Here is a 17,666-nt window from a genome sequence, read left to right as displayed (position 1 = left end):
ACGTGGTGCCCAGTCCTATCGAGGGCTGGGCACCACCGCGCATTGCAAGACCGTCTGACGAGCCGCCGATCAGTCCTTCGCGCTGCCGGGTTCAGCCATCTTCCGGTGCTGTTCGGCGAGTACCGACCCCGGGATGACGTTGGCGAGCACGCCCTGGACCTTCGTCATGAAGCCCGAAAAGACCGATGCCTTGCCGCTCATCAGCGCATCCCAGCCGTCCTTGGCGACGTCAGCGGGGTCCCGCTTGTTCGGGTCGGTGCCGACCGACGTGTCGTTCATGTCGGCACGGTCGAAGAATTCGGTATCGACCGGCCCAGGCATCAGCGTGGTCAGCGTCACGCCGTCCGCGTCCTTGATCTCGTTGCGCAGTGCCTCGGTAAAGCTGTCGATAAACGCCTTCGAGCCGTTGTAGACCGCCTGGAACGCGCCGGGGATGTAACCCGCGACAGACCCGGTCACGAGCACCTTGCCGTCGTTGCGCGCGACCATCGCCGGCAACACCTTCTGGATCAGGTACAGCGTGCCGGTGATGTTCGTGTCGACCACCAACCGCCAGTCGTCGACCTTCTGGTCGAGGAAGCCGTGGCCGAGACCGTGACCGGCATTGGCGCAGAGAACGTCGACTTTCCGCCCGTTGGTGGCAGCGAGCAACGCATCCACGCCCTCGATCGTCGAAAGGTCCGCCTCGACCGCGGCGACGTCGGTGCCGAACTGCTTGAAGTCGGCGGCGGCGGACTGGATCAGCGCTTCGTTGGCGACGACGAGGATGTCGTAGCCGTCCTTTGCCGCGAGCGTGGCGAGTTCGAAACCGATGCCCGTCGAGGCGCCGGTGATGATTGCGAATTTATCGGCCATGTTGTCAGATCCTCTCAATTGAGGCCGGGCTTGAGCACGACCTTGGTCACTTCGTTCTGGTTGTTCTTGAACATGTCGTAGCCCTTGGGGGCGTCCTCCAGGTCCATCCGGTGCGAGATCAGGAAGGTCGTGTCGATCTTGCCCTCCATAATCGCGTTGAGCAGCGCGGGCATGTAATGCTGGACATGCGTCTGGCCGGTCTTGAGCGTCAGCCCCTTCTCCATGAAGGCGCCGAGCGGGAACTTGTCGATGAACCCGCCATAGACCGCCGGCATCGACACGCGTCCGCCCTTGCGGCAGGCGATGATCGCCTGGCGGATCGAATGCGCTCGGTCGGTGCCGAGGAAGGTCGACGCCTTGATCTGGTCGAGCACGTTGTCGACGAAGAAGCCGTGTGCCTCCAGCCCGACGCTGTCGATCACCGCATCGGGACCGATCCCGCCGGTCATCACCATCAGCGCCTCGTAGACCGCCGACTGCTCGAAGTTGATCGTCTCCGCGCCGAACTTCTTGGCGAGTTCGAGGCGGTGCGGAAAATGGTCGATCGCGATGACGCGTTCGGCACCCATCAGGAATGCCGACTGCACCGCGAACAAGCCCACCGGACCGCAGCCCCACACCGCGACCGTATCGCCCGGTTCGATCTGCGCGTTCTCCGCCGCCATCCAGCCGGTCGGCAGGATGTCGGAGAGGAACAGGACCTTTTCGTCCTCAACGCCGTCGGGAATGACGATCGGACCGACGTCGCTGAACGGCACGCGGACATATTCCGCTTGGCCGCCCGCATAACCGCCAGTCATGTGGCTATAGCCGAACAGGCCCGACATCGGCTGGCCGTAGAGTTCCTGCGCGATGTCCTGGTTGTCGGCGGGAAGGCCGTTGTCGCACGCCGAATACTGGTGCTTGCCGCAGTGGTAGCAGCTGCCGCACGCGATCGTGAACGGGACGACGACCTTCTGCCCTTTCTTCAGCGTCGACTTCGCGCCGACCTCGACGACTTCGCCCATGAACTCGTGGCCGAGGATGTCGCCGGCCTGCATCGTCGGGATATAGCCGTCGTACAAATGCAGGTCGGAGCCACAGATCGCGGTCGCGGTTACCTTGATGATGCAATCGCGTGGATTGAGGATTTCGGGGTCGTCGACGGTGTCGACGCGGACGTCGTGCTTACCGTGCCATGCCAGAGCGCGCATCAGGCCATCTCCTCTTCGCGTTGCTTGCGGTTCATCGCCGCGGTCGCGATCTCGCCGGTTTCCATTAGTTGCTTGAAACGGCGCAGGTCGCGCCGTGCCTGGATCGCGGGCTCGCGCTGGAACATCTTGGCGATCAGCTTGCCGACGATGCCCGCGGGTGGATCATAGGTGATCGTTGCGGTGACGACCGTGCCGCGCGCGCCGGCATCGCGAAACTCGACCCGGCCGCTATTCGCGACGTCCGCGCCGGGCTCGGATGCCCAGGCGATGAGGCGGTCGGATGTCTCTTCGGTGACGACCGCGTCCCACTCGACCGTCTTGCCGGCGGGCGCCTTCACGACCCAGTGCGACCGCGTGTCGTCCAGAATGTCGATCCGTTCGAGATTTTCCATAAAAGTTGGCAAGTTGGCGAAGTCGCGGAAATACGCGAATACTTCACCGACCGGCCGGTTGATCGTGACGGCCCGCGCGACGATCGAGCCACCCTTGCCGTCGGGGATACCCGACTCTGCAAGGGCATCGCCCTTTTTCCACGTCGATGGCGGCGCATCGTCGCTGTGTGGCTTTGTATCATGCATATCGGACCTCCTGTCGTTTGCGAGCAGCGCCGCGTCTCGTCCCGTCGCGACGCTGGCCGGCGTGCGAGTGCAGGCGCCGGCCATTACGCAGTGTTCACATCGCGGAAAGTTCGCTGATGTGGCTCTGCACGACCGGCGCAATCGAGGCCGCGACCGTTTTGAGCGGCGCCGCTGTTCCGGACTGCGCGTAGCTGTGGTGAAGCGTCAGCGCGCGCTGATGCGCGGCCTTCTGCTGTTCGACGTACAAATGGTCGCGTGCGGTCCCGGTGGTCGCGCGCAAGGCCGCGACATTCTTCGTACCCATAGCGTCGAGCTTTGGCGGCGCCGGGTGCAGCCCAGCGCGCATCGCCGCAGCCTTCACATCCGCGGTCGATTTGGTGTGATCGGACACCATCATCGTTGCGAACGACCGCAGTTTGGCGTTCTTGGTCGATGTGAGCAGCAAACGGCTGGACTGGATTTCATACTGATCGCCGGCACCCGCCTTCATTACATAGGTCGCTGCGCCCATCGGTGCCTGCGCTACGGCCGCGACGGCGGGCAGTGCGATCATCGATGCGAGCGTAAGAAGCTTCGTCATGACATTCTCCTAGGAATGCTGCGGCGCATACGACCCACAGCTACACGTCGAACAGGCATGAGCGAGCAATGTTCCAGCCATCTGGATTATCTCAATCTGGATCAATTCATTTGATCACTCGACAGATACACCGTGCGAATATCGTGATCCGATCATCCGGGCCGCGTCGAGGTGTGGGACCGACTGTCCGCGCGAATCTGCTAGACTCCTCGGGACTTTGCCGCGTGAATCGTCTGGTTCAGTTACTGTCGAAGGCCCAGCGCAACGTTTTCGCCATTTGTCGCGTGCCGGACCGGACGGCGGGTTTCATGAGTAATGGCGAAGCATTCAGACCATGCATCCGACGTGCCCAGTCCGGAAGAAGGTCCACCGCCGCCTGCATAGCGATCCGTTGAAGCGGTATTGCCAAGGGATTGCTCGGTGTCTGATCGAGCACCAGCCGCGCGACCTCGTGCGTGCGACCGTCCGCCATTAGCGCCGGCTGCATCGTACGGAGCGCCTGATTTGTGTCCGCGCGGTTCCGCGGGAGCGCGTCGGCACCTAATGCCGAGCCTATGTTCGCAAACTCGGCATAGTAACGATCCTCCTGCGCAAGCGTGAGTGACCGGTCCCCATATTGCTGCCAGGCAGCCAGAAAGGACCATGCCTCGGATACGTGAACCCATGCCAATAAAGCTGGGTCGTCGGCCCGGTAGGGCGTACCGTCGGGAAGCGCGCCGCCGATATGCGCATGGACCGCGCGGACCCGCCTTATCGCTGTCTCGGCCTCGGTGCGCTCTCCATACGTGGTGGCGGCAATGAATCGGGCAGTGCGCCGTAGCCTGCCGAGCATATCGGTTCGGAAGTTCGAATGGTCCCAAACCCCCGCTAGGACTGCAGGATGCAGCATCTGGAGCAGCAGCGCGGACACGCCGCCCACCATCATACTGACGACGTCGCCATGCACCCGCCAGATCATCGAATCGGGCGGAAAAAGTGCATCTTCACTTCGCTGTACTGGCTCCTCGCCGCGTGCCTGATCATTGAACAGCGCCCGAACCTGTCGAACGATGCCGATTTTGGTCTGGTCGCGGATCGAGAGCAGCTTGTCGTTCATGCCGTCACGAACGCCCGAGCCCGTATTTAGCAACGGCGGATAGGTCACCGATATGCCCGGGTGTGGGCGAACGACCATCCGTCATCGTCGACGCCAAGGTCCCAGTCGATCCCTCGCTGCTGGACTCGAGAGCCGAGATCGACGGATTGGATCCGCGGGCTCGATCCTTCGTCGCAGTGACCTCAACCCACGGTGTTTTCTCCTCGTCGGTCGGTCGTCCAAGCTGCGTGCGCTCTTCGATCATAGGCGGGAGTGGCGTATCGTTGACTGACATCGCCACTCTCGCACCTCAGGCCGACATGCGTCGTCCGAGAAAGTCGTGCATCAGCGTCGCGATTTCAGCGTGGTGCGTCTCCAGCGCAAAATGCCCAGCGTCGAGCAGGTGGACCTCGGCATCGGGAAGATCCCGCCGATAGGCCAGTGCGCCCGCAGGTACGAACGCCGGATCGTGGCGCCCCCAAACGGCAAGCAGCGGCGGGCGGTACTCGCGGAAATACGCTTGGAAGGCCGGGTAGAGCGCGACGTTACTGCGATAGTCGAGGATCAGGTCGAGCTGGATGTCCTCGGCGCCGGGCCGTGCCATATAGGCGATGTCGAGCTCGTAGCCGTCGGGCGACAGGAGGCTCGGGTCCGCGCCGGTGCCATATTGCCAAGTCTTGATCGTGTCCGGCGCAAGCGAAGGACGGCAGGCGTTGCGGTTCCTGGCACTTGGCTCTCGCCAATAGGCTTCCCACGGACCCCATTGGTCGCTGAAGCCTTCGACATAGGCGTTGCCGTTCTGTGAGACGATCGCGGATACGCGCTCGGGGTGGCGCATCGCCAGGCGCAAGCCGACCGGTGCCCCATAGTCGAAGATGTAGAGCGCGTAACGGCTCAGGCCGAGCGCGTCGACAAAACCACCGATGACCTCGGCGAGCGCATCGAAGGTGTAATCGAAGTGGCCGCGCGGCGGAGCCTTCGTCTGGCCGAAACCGGGCAAGTCGGGCGCGATAACGCGGTAGCTGTTTGCCAGTTCGGGGAGCAGATCGCGAAACATGTGGCTCGACGTCGGGAAGCCGTGGAGCAGCAGGAGGACGGGCGCGTCAACCTGCCCGGCCTCGCGGTAGAAGATGTCGACTCCGCCTATGCGTTGCGTGCGGTATCGAACTGTCATTGCCTTGTCCTTCAATGGAGTTTGCGTGCGGTTCGCCTTGGCCATACCCGGCATGGCTAACGCGGCGGATCCAGCTGCCAAGCCGGTTAGAACGCCGCGGCGCGATGAAAGGGATAATCCGGCGTGCATGATGTCTTCCTTCTCGGAAGCCGGGAGATAAGCCTTGCCAATACCGGGTAGAATAGTCGCATTTCGGTTGGCTGGATTGCAGAAAGAGAAACGATGGATCGGTTGGAGGCGATGGCGCTGTTCGTAACGGCGGTAGACGAAGGATCGCTTGCGGCTGCGGCCCGGCATCATGGCCGATCTCCCGCCACCATCACGCGCGCTGTGGCCCTGCTCGAAGGCAACGCCGGCGAAACGCTGTTGCTGCGATCGACGCGCCGGTTGAGCCTGACGCCCGCCGGGGAACGGCACCTGGCAACCTGGCGCGACGTGCTGACGCAACTTGGTGCGATCGCGCCCTCAGGATCGGCCGGCCAGCTTCGCGGTAGCATCGTGGTGACCGCACCCGAACTCTTCGGCCGACTGAAGCTGATGCCCGTCCTCGAACCCTTTCTTCGCGCCTATCCGTTGGTGTCGGCGCGCGTGCTACTGGTCAACCGGCTGGTTGATATGGTCGGCGAGGGCGTGGACGTGGCCGTTCGGCTGGCACCGCTGACGGATTCGACGCTGACGGCGATCCGGTTGGGAGAGGTACGGATCCTCGTCTGCGCTTCGCCCGACTATCTCACGCGCGCCGGCGCGCCTGCCGATCCGCAGGACCTCGGACGTCACGACTGTATCGGGCTGAACGCAGAGGGCGACGGTGAACTCTGGCGGTTCGGCGCAAGGGATACGGGCGCGCGGGTACGATCCGTGCGCGTACCGACGCGGCTCAGCCTAAACGACGTGGGCGCCGCTATCGACGCCGCCCGGCGTGGGGGCGGGCTTGTGCGAACGCGGGCGTATCAGGTCGCGGACGACCTGGCAGCTGGTCGCCTCGTACAGGTTCTCGCATCGTTCGAACCGCCGCCGGCGCCAGCGCATCTCGTCTTTCATCCCGACCGTGGCATGCGCGCGCCGGTTCGCGCCTTTATCGATCATGCCGTGCCCGCATTGCGGGGGGAGCTAAGCCGGATCGCGTCGCTGCTGGAGGAATTATCCCAATAGCGTCACGCTCACGCGGCGAGCCATCTGGCGTCGCACAAGGCGGCTGCGAGATGGGCGAAGCCGCGACAGGCGCCAACCAGTTCCTCATAAGCCTCGCAAGAGGTCCGTGTAGCGCGAGCGTAGCAGTACCCGTAGGCAATATGTCGTTGGACGAAGTCGACTATCGCGTAGACACGCGGCGCGCGAGACGCGGTTCCGCTGAATAGGCGCCAAGCCTCTGTCGTCAGGCGGCCGGTGTCGCAGTAGCAACAATTAAATAGCTAGGTCGGTACCTTAGCCGTAAGTTCCTCGCCGCGCCGATGAACATTTGTACTGAAGGCCTGAGCAGTGGATCCAGTCCGAATGCGACATCGCGCAGTACGATGTGTGGGAGCGCAGACGCGCCCCCACCACCTCTTTAGATTTTCACGCAGAGACGGGTGTAGTAGAAGCCTCCGTTGAAGCCAAACGGACCGCCGTTACGCGCATAGACCTGGCCATCCGACGTGCCACCGGTGAGCGGATAGATTTGCACCGTCGAAGTGGGCGACAGCCTATCCGGGTGCTCGTCGGTAAAGTTCTGAGCACCAACGGACAGGGTGAAGTACCTGAAGGTGTAGCTCAGCTCGATATCGGTGGTAAACTTTCCGCCGAAGCGTTGATTGGCGTAGCCCTCGGCCGGGGTCGTAGGGGTTGCCGCCTTGGTTTCGGTTACGCCGTAATCCTGTGCGCTGGTCCACGAACTGTAGTAGTTTTCACGGACGTTGAAGCTTAGATTGTCCAGCGACCAATTCGCGTTCGCAACGATGCGATGTTTCGGTGCCAAATTCTCGGCATCGATCCGTTGCGCCAGCCCGATGACCCGCTGGTCGAAGGAGCGCAGTTTGGTGTCGTTGTAATTATACGCCAACGAGAAGTTGAGCAGTGCCTCGCTGACCTTCGCGCGATACGTGCCGACCACGTCGATGCCACGGGTGCGTGTTTTGAAGCCGTTGGTGAAATACTGCACCTGGCCGTCGACCCCAACGGCTTGCAGCGCAGGTTGCGCCGCGATCGCTGCTGCGTTGACGATGAACGGCGATGTCAGGCCGATGCGATTGCGCAGATCGATCTGATAGCCGTCGACCGTGACCGTCATGCCGCGAACTGGTTCGAGAATGACGCCCAGACCGTAGTTGGTCGACTTTTCGGGCGTCAGAGGTTCGGCGCCATAATATTGCGCCGGCGCGCTGTTGACCGGATAGGTGCCGGCCTGGAACGCGTTGCCGTTGTTGAACGAGGTCGTGACGATCGAGACGTTCGACTGGCCCGGTGACGGCGCATGAAAGCCGGTGCCGAAGCTTCCGCGGACCGAGAGCCCCTCGACGAGCTTGTAGAGCGCGTTGACCTTGCCGACCCAGGCGCTGCCGAACGTGTTGTAATGCTCGTATCGTCCCGCGGCGCCGACCGTCAACGCGTCGGTAAGATCGGTTTCGAGTCCGGCATAGACGGCATAGGCCTTCTGGTCGAACTTGCCTGCGGTGGCCGGGCTGGTGCCGGCATAGCCGCTGGCGCCGACGCCCTGCGGCGCACCCAGCGTGGTATTGGGGCTGGGGGGCGTGAAGAGCGTATACACGCCCGGTGCGGTCTGGTCGTAGAGCCGCTGTGCGACGGCGTAGGGACCGGCGGCATAGGATTGCAGATCACCCGCGGTCTGTTCGTAGGTTTCCTTGCGGAATTCGCCACCGGCCGAGATGGTGAGCGGCGCGGCGAGGCCGAGATCGGCGGCATAGGTGAAGTCGGCGTTGAAGTTCACTTCCTTCTGGATCAGGTCGCCGAAATCGAAGCTCGTCTGTGTCGCCGGTCCGTAGGAGAAGTTGGCCGAGTCATACATCGACAACGACAGCTTGTTGCGCGCCAGCGTGCCCGACAGGTCATAGCTGAAATCGCCACTAGTGCCCTTGTAGCCGAGTACGCCGTACAGTTCCTGCGACTTGCCGACGAAGCGCGGCGTGAAGCCGGCAGGATAGAGCGTGCCGAACTTGAAGGTGTTCCCGTCCCGCACGAAGCCACCAGCCTTGCAGGTCACGCTACCGGCAGGGCAGGGGGTAAGGAAGAACGTGTTGTTGAACGCGCCGTTGGCGCCCTGATTACGGACTACGCCGTTCGAATCGACCGCAGTGCTGCTGACCGGGGCGCGGTAGTTGAAGCTCTGGTTGCCCTTGCTCTGCGCGAAGTTGCCGAAGAAATAGAGCTTGCTGTCGGCGGTGACGTTGATCGCGGCATTCAGCACCGACTTGAAGCCGTGCGAGGGGGAGTTGCCCCAGATCTGCACCGGACCGGGATAGTTGGGTAGCTGCGATGCGAGCGCCGGAAAGTTCTGCGCGAAGTTCGCAGCCGATGGGCGGGTGCGACCGCGGCTGGTCTGTCCTTCGTCGACATATTCGCCGGTGGCGTTGATGAAGCCCCAATCGCCCTTTAGGCCGGCATTCCCGGCGATCTGATAGCTTTCCCCGTCCCCGGCATAATATTGGCCGGCACGACCGACCAGTTCGATACCCTGATCCTCGCGAAGACCGTAGTTGAGCACGCCGGCGATCGCGTCGGAGCCGTACTGGGCGGTTGCGCCTTCGCGCAGCACCTGCAGGTTGCCGATTGCGAGCGACGGGATTGCGGAGATGTCGGGGCCCTGCGCACCGCGGCCGAGACCGGTATCACTACCGCCATAGACCTGCACCAGTGCCGACCGGTTGTAGCGCTTGCCGTTTAACATCACGAGGACCTGATCGCCGGACAAGCCGCGAAGCGAGGGCGAGCGCACGAAGGTCGACGCATCCGAAATCGAGTTTTGACCCGCGTAGAAGGACGGAACGATGTTCTTGAGCGCATCGATCATGTTGGCAGCAGGTTGCGTCGTCAGATCGGCCGAACTGATGATGTCGACGGGCGAGGGAGAGTTGGCGAGCGTACGATCGGTACGGCGCGTGCCGAGTACAAGGATTTCGCTCGTTGGTTCGGCCTCTGCGGGTGCAATAGCTTGTGGCGTCGTATCCTGAGCAGAATCTGTAGTGGTGTCCTGTATGGTATCCCGTTCGGCTGCGAACGCGGCGGGGCACGATAGTAACGCAACCGCCAATGCAACGGTCGAGGTGGTATATCTGATCATCCTAAAGCCCCTTGAAAAACCTAGCTCTTCAGAAGTCTTCTCCAGATGTTCCCGTTTTCGATCGTCGATTGTGTTCGACGTATCGAAACGCTTTTTGATCAGCCCTGCGAATATCGTGACGGTGTCATTTCACTGCATCGTCATCGTGCAACAAACGGCCACAATGGACGCGTTCTAGCAATCAGAAAATTCCTCGACATTCACGCATATGCAACAATGTTGCAATTTTAGCGCACTTTGGTGAATTCAGCCGGGTTGCTCGGATCGTCAGCGTTTCGGTCCATCTCCAGTAGGCGGACATAATCCTGCTCTGGTTGGCCATATGTATCGCCCGCCAAGGCCATGAGCTTCGTCCGATCGTGGACCAGAACCTTTGCCCGGACGGCCCGGATCGCGTGCTCCTCCTCCAGCCGGTGGAGTGCGTCCGTAACGCTGCTGCGGCGAACGCCGAGCATCAAGCGAAACTCTTCGTGCGTCATGCAGATCTCGTCGGCCTGGACACGGTCGTGGTACAGCAGGATCCACCGGGCCATGCGGCGCTCGATCGAATGCGCGAGGGATGACACGACGGTCCGGCCCATCTGCAGCATGAATACGTGGGCGAAGCGGAGCAGTGTCAGGTGCAGCGTAGGGCTTTGGTCCACCGCTGCCAGCAACGCCTTGGCGGGCATGCGCAGCGCCTCGCCGCGCTCGGCGCGCATGGTGACGTCATAGGGCGAGCGATCGTCGCCCATCACCAGCGGCCAGCCGATGAACCCCTCGGCGCCGACCAGACCGACCGCGTAGCGACGATCATCGTCGAGCGAATCCAGCACTCCGGCAATACCCTGTTCCAGAAAACAGATGCTTTCGATCGGATCGCCGGCTCGCGTGATAAAATCCCCGACCGCGAACGATACCGGCTCGAGATGCGGCGCCAGCAAGCCGAAATCTTCCGGGGAGAGGCTGGCGAGCAGCCTATTGCCGACCATTCTTTCGACAGGGGCGTCATCGCGATCGACCGCGGCGCACGGCGTTGCGCCGGTAATGGAAACGATCGTCGACACCCAATTCTCCTTCTAACCTCAGGACTTTGCACGGTTCCGTACAGCAACGTTGGCCATCCTGCTTTGTTCATGAGCGATCAAACAGGAGGACAATATGGTTTCCATCTCGAAGCGCCCGGTCGCGCGCAGCCTTTTCGCGGCGGCGCTGCTGACCGCATCGGCAGGCGTACTCGCGCAATCGGCGCGTTCGCCAAGCGCCCCGCCACCCGCCGCCCCGCCGGCAAGCGCGACGCAGCCCCCCAAGGCGGCGCCCGACATGCAGAAGGTGCTCGACGCGCTGGCGGGTCTCGGTGGCAAGCCGATCGAGACGCTGACCCCGGCCGAGGCGCGGATGCAGCCTTCGGCCGCCGACGGCGCCAAGGCAGCGATTGCCCAGCAGGGCATGTCGACCGCGCCCGACGCTTCGGTAACGACGCAGGACGTGCCCTATGGCTCGGACGCCCAGCAGTTCGCGCGCATCTACAAGCCCGCCGCAGCGCCCGCGAATGGCAAACCGATGCCGGTCGTCGTCTATTATCACGGCGGTGGCTGGGTGATCGCGGACGTAAACACGTATGATTCGGCACCGCGTGCGATGGCCAAGGCGCTGAACGCGATCGTCGTGTCGGTCGAATACCGCCACGCGCCCGAGTTCAAGTTCCCGGCGCAGCATGACGACGCCGCATCGGCGTATCGCTGGACGTTGCAGAACGCGGCCAGCTGGGGCGGCGATCCTGCAAAGATCGCAGTCGCCGGTGAAAGCGCGGGCGGGAACCTTGCAGTCGCGACCGCGATCTATGCACGCGACAATCGCCTGACCGTGCCGCGCTACATCGTCTCGGTCTATCCGATCGCCAACAGCAGCATGACGCTGCCGTCGCGCAAGGATTCAGCGAATGCAAAGCCGCTGAATGCAGCGATGCTGAAGTGGTTCGGCTATTATTACCAGACCAGCGCCGCCGATGCGCAGGACCCGCGTCTGAACCTGGTCGCCGCCAATCTGCGCGGCCTGCCGCCCACGACGATCATCAACGCGCAGATCGATCCGCTGCGCTCGGACGGCGAGACTCTGGCCGCCGCGATGCGGACCGCCGGCGTGAAGGTCGAGCAGAAGACGTTTCCGGGCGTGACGCATGAGTTCTTCGGCATGGCGAAGGTCGTTCGCGGTGCGAAGGACGCCAACGAGCTGGCGGTCGCACGCCTGAAGGCAGCGTTCGCTGGGGCGCCCCGCCGCTGATCGGTTCGACGGGGTGGCCGGTGCCGCCCCGTCGATCAACGCGTGACCGGCATCCGGCCGGCGCGGCCTGACAATGGAGAGCAAGCGATGCGTACCCCACCTTATCCGCCCGCGGACATGCCAGCGGATCTGCGTCCGCTCCACGACGAGATGGACGCTTACATCACCGAGCATCTCAAGGGCTTCGTCTCGCATCGGGCGGATGGTGCGTTGGTCGGGCCGTTCGCGCCGATGCTACGCTTTCCCGCGTTCGGTCGCGCCGCCTGGACGTATACCAAGGCGTTGATCGACAACGCGACGCTGCCCAAAGCGGCGCACGAGGTCGCGATCCTCGCGACCGGCGCGGTCTTCAACTCGCGCTACGAACTTTACGCGCACGAGCGGGTCGGCGAGGCGGCGGGTCTTTCCCCCGAGAAGGTCGCGACGATCGCCGCCGGCCAGCGTCCCGCCGACCTGACCGAAGAGGAACAGGCTGCCTACGACGTCGCGGTCACGTTGGCGGGAGGACGGCAGCTGCCGGCCTCGACCTATAACCGTGCCGTGCGCGCGTTCGGCGAGGATCGGACCGCGGAGCTGGTCTATCTGGTCGGCGGCTATTGCCTCGTGTCGCTGCTGCTCAATGCCTACGACATGTCGGTCCCGGGCCGCGAGGAGGGCTTGCCCGACGATCCAAAGGAAGAGGGAGCGCGCGCATGAACGGCAAGCGGATGGCCGGCGCGATCGCTGGCGGGTTGGTGGCCGGGCTTGGCATCACCGCGATGATGATGGCGGGCGAGAAGAAGAGCGGGACGCCGTCCGAGCTCACCGATCTAGAACGGGCCGGTGCGCGGCAACTCGGCGTCCGCTCCGTACCGTTAAGCGACCTGCCGGATGCGACCGAACAGGTCGTCGTGCAGGGCAGCCACCTCCTGCTCTCCGCGGCGGCCGGCGCAGTCTATGCGGCGACCGTCGACGAAGATGCGGGCGTGCTGCCGTCGGGGATCGTGTTCGGCCTGGCGTTCTATGCGGCGATGCACTGGATCACCGGGCCATTGCTGGGGCTCAAGAAGCCCGAATGGCAGGCGGACGCGGCAACGATCGGGACGCACACGATGGTCCACCTCGTTTTCGGCGTCGCGACTGCGGCCGGCGCGAAGGCAGCGGCCAACGCCTGACCGTTCCGGAATACCGACGCCCCCAAAGCGCGAACCGCGCGTTACTGCGCTGAACCACAAGGATTTCCCATGTTGAAGACCCCGATCCGCTACAGCCCCGACGTCGAGACGATCGGTCCCGACGAGCAGGAAACGATCGACGGTCTCAACAAGACGTTCAGCTACATTGTCGAGAAGACGCACGAGGACCTCGGCCACGCGCAGCGCGGCGTCCATGCCAAGAGCCATGCGTTGCTCGAAGGCGAGATGGTGGTCCACGACGACCTTGCAGACGAGCAGGCGCAGGGCATTTTCGAGCGCGGGCGTCGCTACCCGGTCATCATCCGGATGTCGGCGATCCCCGGCGATCCGATCCGCGACAGCGTGTCGCTGCCGCGCGGCTTCTCGATCAAGATCATCGGCGTCGATGGCGATCGGCTGCCGGGTGCCGAGGACGAGGTGACGCAAGACTTCCTGATGGCGTCCGGGGTCGCCTTCTCGAACCCGACGCCGGTCGGGTTCCTGCGCAACACCAAGCTGCTCGCTGCGACCACCAATCGCGCGGAGTGGGCGAAGGCGGCGCTGTCGAAGGTGCTTCGACCGATCGAGCAGGCGCTCGAAGCGGTCGGCGGCGAGAGCGCGCTGCTGAAGGGCTTTGGCGGTTATCCGGACACCAATCCGATCGGCGATCGCTATGGCACGCAGGCGCCACTCCGCTTCGGCGACTATATCGCCAAGTTCGACGTCGTGCCGGAATCGCCCAACTTTCGCGCGCTGACCGACCAGAAGCTCGACGAGAGCAAGAGCCCCGACTCGATCCGCGAGGAACTCATGGCGATCTTTGCGAACGAGGGCGGTGCCTGGACTCTCCGCGCGCAGCTCTGCCGTGACCTCGAGGAGAACCCGATCGAGGATGCCGCGACGCCGTGGCCGGAGCAGGGCAATCCCTACATCCCGGTCGCGACCATCACGGTAAAGCCGCAGGAGAGCTGGTCCGAGGAGCGCGTGACCGTGCTCAACGAACAGACCGCATTTCGCCCGTGGCATGGCGTCGAGGCACACCGCCCGCTCGGGTCGGTCATGCGCGCACGCCGCGCGGTCTACCCGGTCATTCAGGAATTGCGCAGCCAGTTGAACGGCTGCCCGATGCACGAGCCGCGGTCGCTTCCCCCGCTCGACTGATCGGGTCTGCACGGAACCGTACCGAAACGCCGCAGGGCATTCGGGTGTTAACATCCTGATCCAACAGGAGCTTCCCATGCCCTATCTACCCTATCGCGACGACATCGAGACACCTGAGCCCGGCGAGCAGGAGAGTATCGACGGCATCATCAAGGGGATGACGCAGGAGAGCCAGACGGTCGAAAAGCGCGACGGCCATGCGGTGCGCGCCAGTCATGCCAAGAGTACGGCTTGCGTCATCGGCACGATGGTCGTCACCGCAGATTTACCGCCCGAACTGGCGCAAGGACTGTTCGCGAACCCGGGGGCGTTCGACGTCGCGGTTCGCTTTGCACAGGGGCCGGGCGAGAAGCTCGGAGACAGGGTGTCGACGCACCGTGGCATGGCGATCAAGGTCTTTGGTGTCGAAGGCGCCAAGCTGCCCGGTCATGATGCACCGACGCAGGACTTCGTACTGGCGAGCGGCACGACGTTCCCGGCCGGCACCGCTGCGGGGTTTCTCGCCCAGGCGAAGAAGATCGGCATGACCGTGCCGATGCCCGAAGGCGTCAAAAGCGCTGCCGCATCGATGGCGCGCAACATTAACAAGGTCCTCAACGCAGTGGGTGCCGAACCGAGCCCGACGCTGGACTTTTACGGCCACCCGTTCAGCCATCCGCTCGTCGAGACCTATTTCAGCCAGTGCCCGATCCGCTACGGCGATCATGTCGCGAAACTCGGCGTGTTTCCGGTCGCGCCTGAGCAACGCGCGCTCGACGATTGGCGGCTCGATCCGCATCAGGATGAGGATGGCTTCCGTCACGCCGCGATCGCGTATTTCGACGGCAACGACGCGGTGTTCGAACTGCGCGCGCAACTCTGGGCCGATGCCGAGACGCAGCCGATCGAAGATACGTCGGTCGACTGGCCGACGCGGGTCAGCGAATACCGCACGATCGCGACGATCCGCCTGCCGCGGCAAGCCGCCTATGGCCCGGATCGCGTCCGCTATTTCGACGAGGTCATGACGTTCCGGCCGGCGCACGCCCTGGAGGCGCATCGGCCGCTGGGCGGCGTGATGCGCGCGCGCATGCAGGTGTACCGCGCGCTCAGCGATTTCCGCCACCGCGAGACCGGCATCGCTGCCGCCAACACCGCGGCCATCGCCGATATCCCGGCCTGAGGCCGCTCACACCTAGTCAGATCTCGAAAGGACGATCATGAAGCTCCAAGGCAAGAAAATCGCAATTCTCCTCTCACCGCGCGGCACCGAGGAGCCCGAGTTCGCGCAGCCCAAGTCCGCCGTCGAACAGGCGGGCGGTGCAGTAACCGTCATCAGCCTGAAGACGGGCGACGCGCAGACGGTCAACAACGACCTCGACCCCGGCAAGACGTTCGCCGTCGACAAGGCGATCGGCGACGTGTCGGCGTCCGACTTCGATGGCCTGGTGATCCCGGGCGGGTGCGTCGGCGCGGATACGCTGCGGTCGTCGGACGAGGTCGTGGCGTTCGTCCGCGATTTCTTCGCCGCCGGGAAGCCGGTCGCGGCGATCTGCCATGCGCCATGGACCTTGATCGAGGCCGATCAGGTACGCGGTCGTACGCTCACCTCGTACCCGACGCTCGCCACGGACATCCGAAACGCGGGCGGGACCTGGGTCGATCAGGAAGTGGTCGTCGACCAGGGCCTCGTCACCAGCCGCGACCCAAACGATCTACCCGCATTCTGCGCGAAGCTCGTCGAGGAATTCTGCGAGGGCAAGCACGAGGCGCAGGCGGAGAACGCATGATGGCGCGCTTTGCTGACAAGGTCGTCGTGATCACCGGTGCCGCCTCGGGCATCGGTGAAGGCGCCGCGCGGCGTTTCGCCGAGGAAGGCGCGACGCTGGTGCTGGGTGACATCGACACCGGCGCGCTTGACAAGTTGGCGAGCGAACTGGGCGGCACCGTCGAGACGCGGGAAACCGACGTCACCGACCGTGCCGCGTGCGAGGCGCTGGTCGAGGCGGCGATCGATCGCTTCGGTCGGATCGACGTGCTCGTCAACGACGCTGGCGTCGACCATCTCGGCAAGCTGGACGAGGGCGATTTCTCCGCCTTCACCAAGGTGATCGAGACGGACCTGTACGGCGTCGTCCATATGAGCCGCGCGGCGATCGCACATCTGCGCGCGTCGAAGGGCTGCATCATCAACGTGTCGTCGGTGTCGGGGCTCGGCGGCGACTGGAACCACAGCTTCTATTGCGCGGCCAAGGGTGCGGTGAGCAATTTCACGCGCGCGCTGGCGATGGACGAGGCTAGGAACGGTGTACGCGTCAACGCGGTCAACCCGTCGCTGACCTATACCGCGCTGACTGCGGGGATGAAGGAACAGCCCGACCTGATCGCCAAGTTCGAGGAGCGGATCCCGATCGGACGGGGCGCCGAACCCGCCGACATCGCCGGTGCGATCGCGTTCCTGGCAAGCGATGACGCGCGCTTCGTGACGGGCGTCAACCTGCCCGTCGACGGCGGACTGACCGCGTCCAACGGCCAACCCCCGCTGTCCTGACATCGCGAGAGCGCAGGAACGCGCTTTCGGTCCTTTTCGGAGTGCATTCGGCAATGACGACCCCCGTGACCCTCCGCGCGCAGATCGGCGCCGTCGATGTCTGACGCGCCCAAGGTCGCTATCGTCACCGGTGCTTCGCAAGGCTTGGGTGAGGGGATCGCAGACGCGTATCGCGCACGCGGCTGGCGCGTCGTCGGCGTGTCGCGATCGATCGTACCTTCGCAGGCTGACGATTGGATCAGCGTTGCGGGGGACGTCGCAGATCCCGAGACCGCGAGGCGCGCCGTCATGGCCGCGCGCGACCGGTTCGGGCGTGTCGACACGCTCGTCAACAATGCCGGCGTCTTCATCGGTGAGCGCTTTACCGATTACTCGCCTGAGCAGTACCGCCAGATCACGCAGACGAACCTCGATGGCTTCTTCCACATGACGCAGGCGGCGCTGCCGCTGATGGTCGAGCAGGGCAGTGGCCATATCCTGCAGATCGTCACGACGTTGGCGGATCACGCCAATGTCGAATTTCCGTCGGTGCTGGCTTCGCTGACGAAGGGCGGGCTCGCTGCGGCGACGCGCAGCTTGGCGATCGAATATGCCGCCCGCGGCGTCCGCGCCAACGCGGTGTCGCCCGGCATCACCGAAACGCCGATGCATCCCCCCGAGACGCGCGCCGGGCTCGGAGCGTTTCACCCGCTCGGTCGGATGGGCACGGTCGCGGACGTGGTCGGCGCGGTGCTGTATCTCGAGGATGCCAGTTTCGTGACCGGCGAAATACTCCACGTCGACGGTGGGCAGGTCGCCGGACACTGAAGGGTAGGGCACGCGCCCACT

Annotated in this window: 17 protein-coding genes; 9 read left to right on the top strand and 8 right to left on the bottom strand. The window is 64.0% G+C overall.

What is annotated here, in order from left to right; genetic code table 11:
* Positions 1 to 69: 69 nt before the first annotated feature.
* From O6W96_RS04325 to O6W96_RS04300, 6 genes are all read right to left on the bottom strand, one after another.
* Positions 70 to 855 carry an SDR family NAD(P)-dependent oxidoreductase gene (locus O6W96_RS04325; protein WP_353468419.1) on the bottom strand — a complete coding sequence of 262 codons (786 nt, stop codon included), beginning with the start codon at positions 853 to 855 and terminating at the stop codon, positions 70 to 72.
* A gap of 14 nt (positions 856 to 869) precedes the next feature.
* A complete protein-coding gene (locus O6W96_RS04320; RefSeq protein WP_353468418.1) occupies positions 870 to 2,048 on the bottom strand; it encodes a zinc-dependent alcohol dehydrogenase in 1,179 nt (392 codons plus the stop codon).
* The gene (locus tag O6W96_RS04315; RefSeq protein WP_353468417.1) at positions 2,048 to 2,626 is read right to left on the bottom strand and encodes an SRPBCC family protein; all 579 of its coding nucleotides are present in this window, start codon (positions 2,624 to 2,626) and stop codon (positions 2,048 to 2,050) included. The genes O6W96_RS04320 and O6W96_RS04315 overlap by 1 nt, the downstream gene beginning before the upstream one ends.
* A gap of 94 nt (positions 2,627 to 2,720) precedes the next feature.
* Positions 2,721 to 3,206: a DUF4142 domain-containing protein gene (locus O6W96_RS04310; protein ID WP_353468416.1), complete on the bottom strand. Its 486-nt coding sequence runs from the start codon at positions 3,204 to 3,206 to the stop codon at positions 2,721 to 2,723.
* 238 nt (positions 3,207 to 3,444) lie between these two features.
* Positions 3,445 to 4,302 (bottom strand): oxygenase MpaB family protein, encoded by an 858-nt coding sequence (locus tag O6W96_RS04305; protein ID WP_353468415.1) that lies wholly within the window; start codon positions 4,300 to 4,302, stop codon positions 3,445 to 3,447.
* 289 nt (positions 4,303 to 4,591) lie between these two features.
* Entirely contained in the window at positions 4,592 to 5,455 is an 864-nt protein-coding gene (locus tag O6W96_RS04300) for an alpha/beta fold hydrolase (protein WP_353468414.1), read from the bottom strand.
* 222 nt (positions 5,456 to 5,677) lie between these two features.
* Here O6W96_RS04300 and O6W96_RS04295 point away from each other — a divergent pair, with 222 nt between their 5' ends.
* Positions 5,678 to 6,607 (top strand): LysR family transcriptional regulator, encoded by a 930-nt coding sequence (locus O6W96_RS04295; protein WP_353468413.1) that lies wholly within the window; start codon positions 5,678 to 5,680, stop codon positions 6,605 to 6,607.
* Between the two features lie 397 nt (positions 6,608 to 7,004).
* Here the strand turns inward: O6W96_RS04295 and O6W96_RS04290 are convergent, their stop codons facing one another.
* Together O6W96_RS04290 and O6W96_RS04285 are read right to left on the bottom strand one after the other, a co-directional pair.
* Positions 7,005 to 9,731 carry a TonB-dependent receptor plug domain-containing protein gene (locus O6W96_RS04290; RefSeq protein ID WP_353468412.1) on the bottom strand — a complete coding sequence of 909 codons (2,727 nt, stop codon included), beginning with the start codon at positions 9,729 to 9,731 and terminating at the stop codon, positions 7,005 to 7,007.
* Between the two features lie 227 nt (positions 9,732 to 9,958).
* Positions 9,959 to 10,777: a Crp/Fnr family transcriptional regulator gene (locus O6W96_RS04285; protein WP_353468411.1), complete on the bottom strand. Its 819-nt coding sequence runs from the start codon at positions 10,775 to 10,777 to the stop codon at positions 9,959 to 9,961.
* A 94-nt stretch (positions 10,778 to 10,871) separates the two neighbouring features.
* Here O6W96_RS04285 and O6W96_RS04280 point away from each other — a divergent pair, with 94 nt between their 5' ends.
* The 8 genes from O6W96_RS04280 to O6W96_RS04245 all read left to right on the top strand — a co-directional run bounded on the left by O6W96_RS04280 (position 10,872) and on the right by O6W96_RS04245 (position 17,645).
* On the top strand, positions 10,872 to 11,993 hold the full coding sequence (locus O6W96_RS04280) for an alpha/beta hydrolase (RefSeq protein WP_353468410.1): 1,122 nt from the start codon (positions 10,872 to 10,874) through the stop codon (positions 11,991 to 11,993).
* Positions 11,994 to 12,080: 87 nt separating this feature from the next.
* Complete coding sequence (locus O6W96_RS04275; RefSeq protein ID WP_353468409.1) at positions 12,081 to 12,689, top strand: carboxymuconolactone decarboxylase family protein; 609 nt, start codon at positions 12,081 to 12,083, stop codon at positions 12,687 to 12,689.
* Positions 12,686 to 13,147 (top strand): hypothetical protein, encoded by a 462-nt coding sequence (locus tag O6W96_RS04270; protein WP_353468408.1) that lies wholly within the window; start codon positions 12,686 to 12,688, stop codon positions 13,145 to 13,147. The genes O6W96_RS04275 and O6W96_RS04270 overlap by 4 nt, the downstream gene beginning before the upstream one ends.
* A 69-nt stretch (positions 13,148 to 13,216) precedes the next feature.
* Complete coding sequence (locus O6W96_RS04265; RefSeq protein ID WP_353468407.1) at positions 13,217 to 14,308, top strand: catalase family protein; 1,092 nt, start codon at positions 13,217 to 13,219, stop codon at positions 14,306 to 14,308.
* A 76-nt stretch (positions 14,309 to 14,384) separates the two neighbouring features.
* The gene (locus O6W96_RS04260) at positions 14,385 to 15,470 is read left to right on the top strand and encodes a catalase family protein (RefSeq protein ID WP_353468406.1); all 1,086 of its coding nucleotides are present in this window, start codon (positions 14,385 to 14,387) and stop codon (positions 15,468 to 15,470) included.
* Positions 15,471 to 15,507: 37 nt separating this feature from the next.
* Positions 15,508 to 16,077: a type 1 glutamine amidotransferase domain-containing protein gene (locus O6W96_RS04255; protein ID WP_353468405.1), complete on the top strand. Its 570-nt coding sequence runs from the start codon at positions 15,508 to 15,510 to the stop codon at positions 16,075 to 16,077.
* The gene (locus tag O6W96_RS04250; RefSeq protein ID WP_353468404.1) at positions 16,077 to 16,838 is read left to right on the top strand and encodes an SDR family NAD(P)-dependent oxidoreductase; all 762 of its coding nucleotides are present in this window, start codon (positions 16,077 to 16,079) and stop codon (positions 16,836 to 16,838) included. The genes O6W96_RS04255 and O6W96_RS04250 overlap by 1 nt, the downstream gene beginning before the upstream one ends.
* A gap of 96 nt (positions 16,839 to 16,934) precedes the next feature.
* Positions 16,935 to 17,645, top strand: coding sequence for an SDR family NAD(P)-dependent oxidoreductase (locus O6W96_RS04245; RefSeq protein WP_353468403.1), 711 nt, complete (start codon positions 16,935 to 16,937; stop codon positions 17,643 to 17,645).
* Positions 17,646 to 17,666: the final 21 nt, after the last annotated feature.

This window comes from Sphingomonas faeni, from assembly GCF_040407495.1.
GTDB lineage: Bacteria > Pseudomonadota > Alphaproteobacteria > Sphingomonadales > Sphingomonadaceae > Sphingomonas > Sphingomonas faeni_D.
This window is presented reverse-complemented; position numbering and strand designations above follow the sequence as displayed.

What these genes read in the sequence shown, in the direction of transcription:
- O6W96_RS04325 (WP_353468419.1), bottom strand. Translation starts at nt 855, where the DNA reads ATGGCCGATAAATTCGCAATCATCACCGGCGCCTCGACGGGCATCGGT.
- O6W96_RS04320 (WP_353468418.1), bottom strand. Translation starts at nt 2,048, where the DNA reads ATGCGCGCTCTGGCATGGCACGGTAAGCACGACGTCCGCGTCGACACC.
- O6W96_RS04315 (WP_353468417.1), bottom strand. Translation starts at nt 2,626, where the DNA reads ATGCATGATACAAAGCCACACAGCGACGATGCGCCGCCATCGACGTGG.
- O6W96_RS04310 (WP_353468416.1), bottom strand. Translation starts at nt 3,206, where the DNA reads ATGACGAAGCTTCTTACGCTCGCATCGATGATCGCACTGCCCGCCGTC.
- O6W96_RS04305 (WP_353468415.1), bottom strand. Translation starts at nt 4,302, where the DNA reads ATGAACGACAAGCTGCTCTCGATCCGCGACCAGACCAAAATCGGCATC.
- O6W96_RS04300 (WP_353468414.1), bottom strand. Translation starts at nt 5,455, where the DNA reads ATGACAGTTCGATACCGCACGCAACGCATAGGCGGAGTCGACATCTTC.
- O6W96_RS04295 (WP_353468413.1), top strand. Translation starts at nt 5,678, where the DNA reads ATGGATCGGTTGGAGGCGATGGCGCTGTTCGTAACGGCGGTAGACGAA.
- O6W96_RS04290 (WP_353468412.1), bottom strand. Translation starts at nt 9,731, where the DNA reads ATGATCAGATATACCACCTCGACCGTTGCATTGGCGGTTGCGTTACTA.
- O6W96_RS04280 (WP_353468410.1), top strand. Translation starts at nt 10,872, where the DNA reads ATGGTTTCCATCTCGAAGCGCCCGGTCGCGCGCAGCCTTTTCGCGGCG.
- O6W96_RS04275 (WP_353468409.1), top strand. Translation starts at nt 12,081, where the DNA reads ATGCGTACCCCACCTTATCCGCCCGCGGACATGCCAGCGGATCTGCGT.
- O6W96_RS04270 (WP_353468408.1), top strand. Translation starts at nt 12,686, where the DNA reads ATGAACGGCAAGCGGATGGCCGGCGCGATCGCTGGCGGGTTGGTGGCC.
- O6W96_RS04265 (WP_353468407.1), top strand. Translation starts at nt 13,217, where the DNA reads ATGTTGAAGACCCCGATCCGCTACAGCCCCGACGTCGAGACGATCGGT.
- O6W96_RS04260 (WP_353468406.1), top strand. Translation starts at nt 14,385, where the DNA reads ATGCCCTATCTACCCTATCGCGACGACATCGAGACACCTGAGCCCGGC.
- O6W96_RS04255 (WP_353468405.1), top strand. Translation starts at nt 15,508, where the DNA reads ATGAAGCTCCAAGGCAAGAAAATCGCAATTCTCCTCTCACCGCGCGGC.
- O6W96_RS04250 (WP_353468404.1), top strand. Translation starts at nt 16,077, where the DNA reads ATGGCGCGCTTTGCTGACAAGGTCGTCGTGATCACCGGTGCCGCCTCG.
- O6W96_RS04245 (WP_353468403.1), top strand. Translation starts at nt 16,935, where the DNA reads ATGTCTGACGCGCCCAAGGTCGCTATCGTCACCGGTGCTTCGCAAGGC.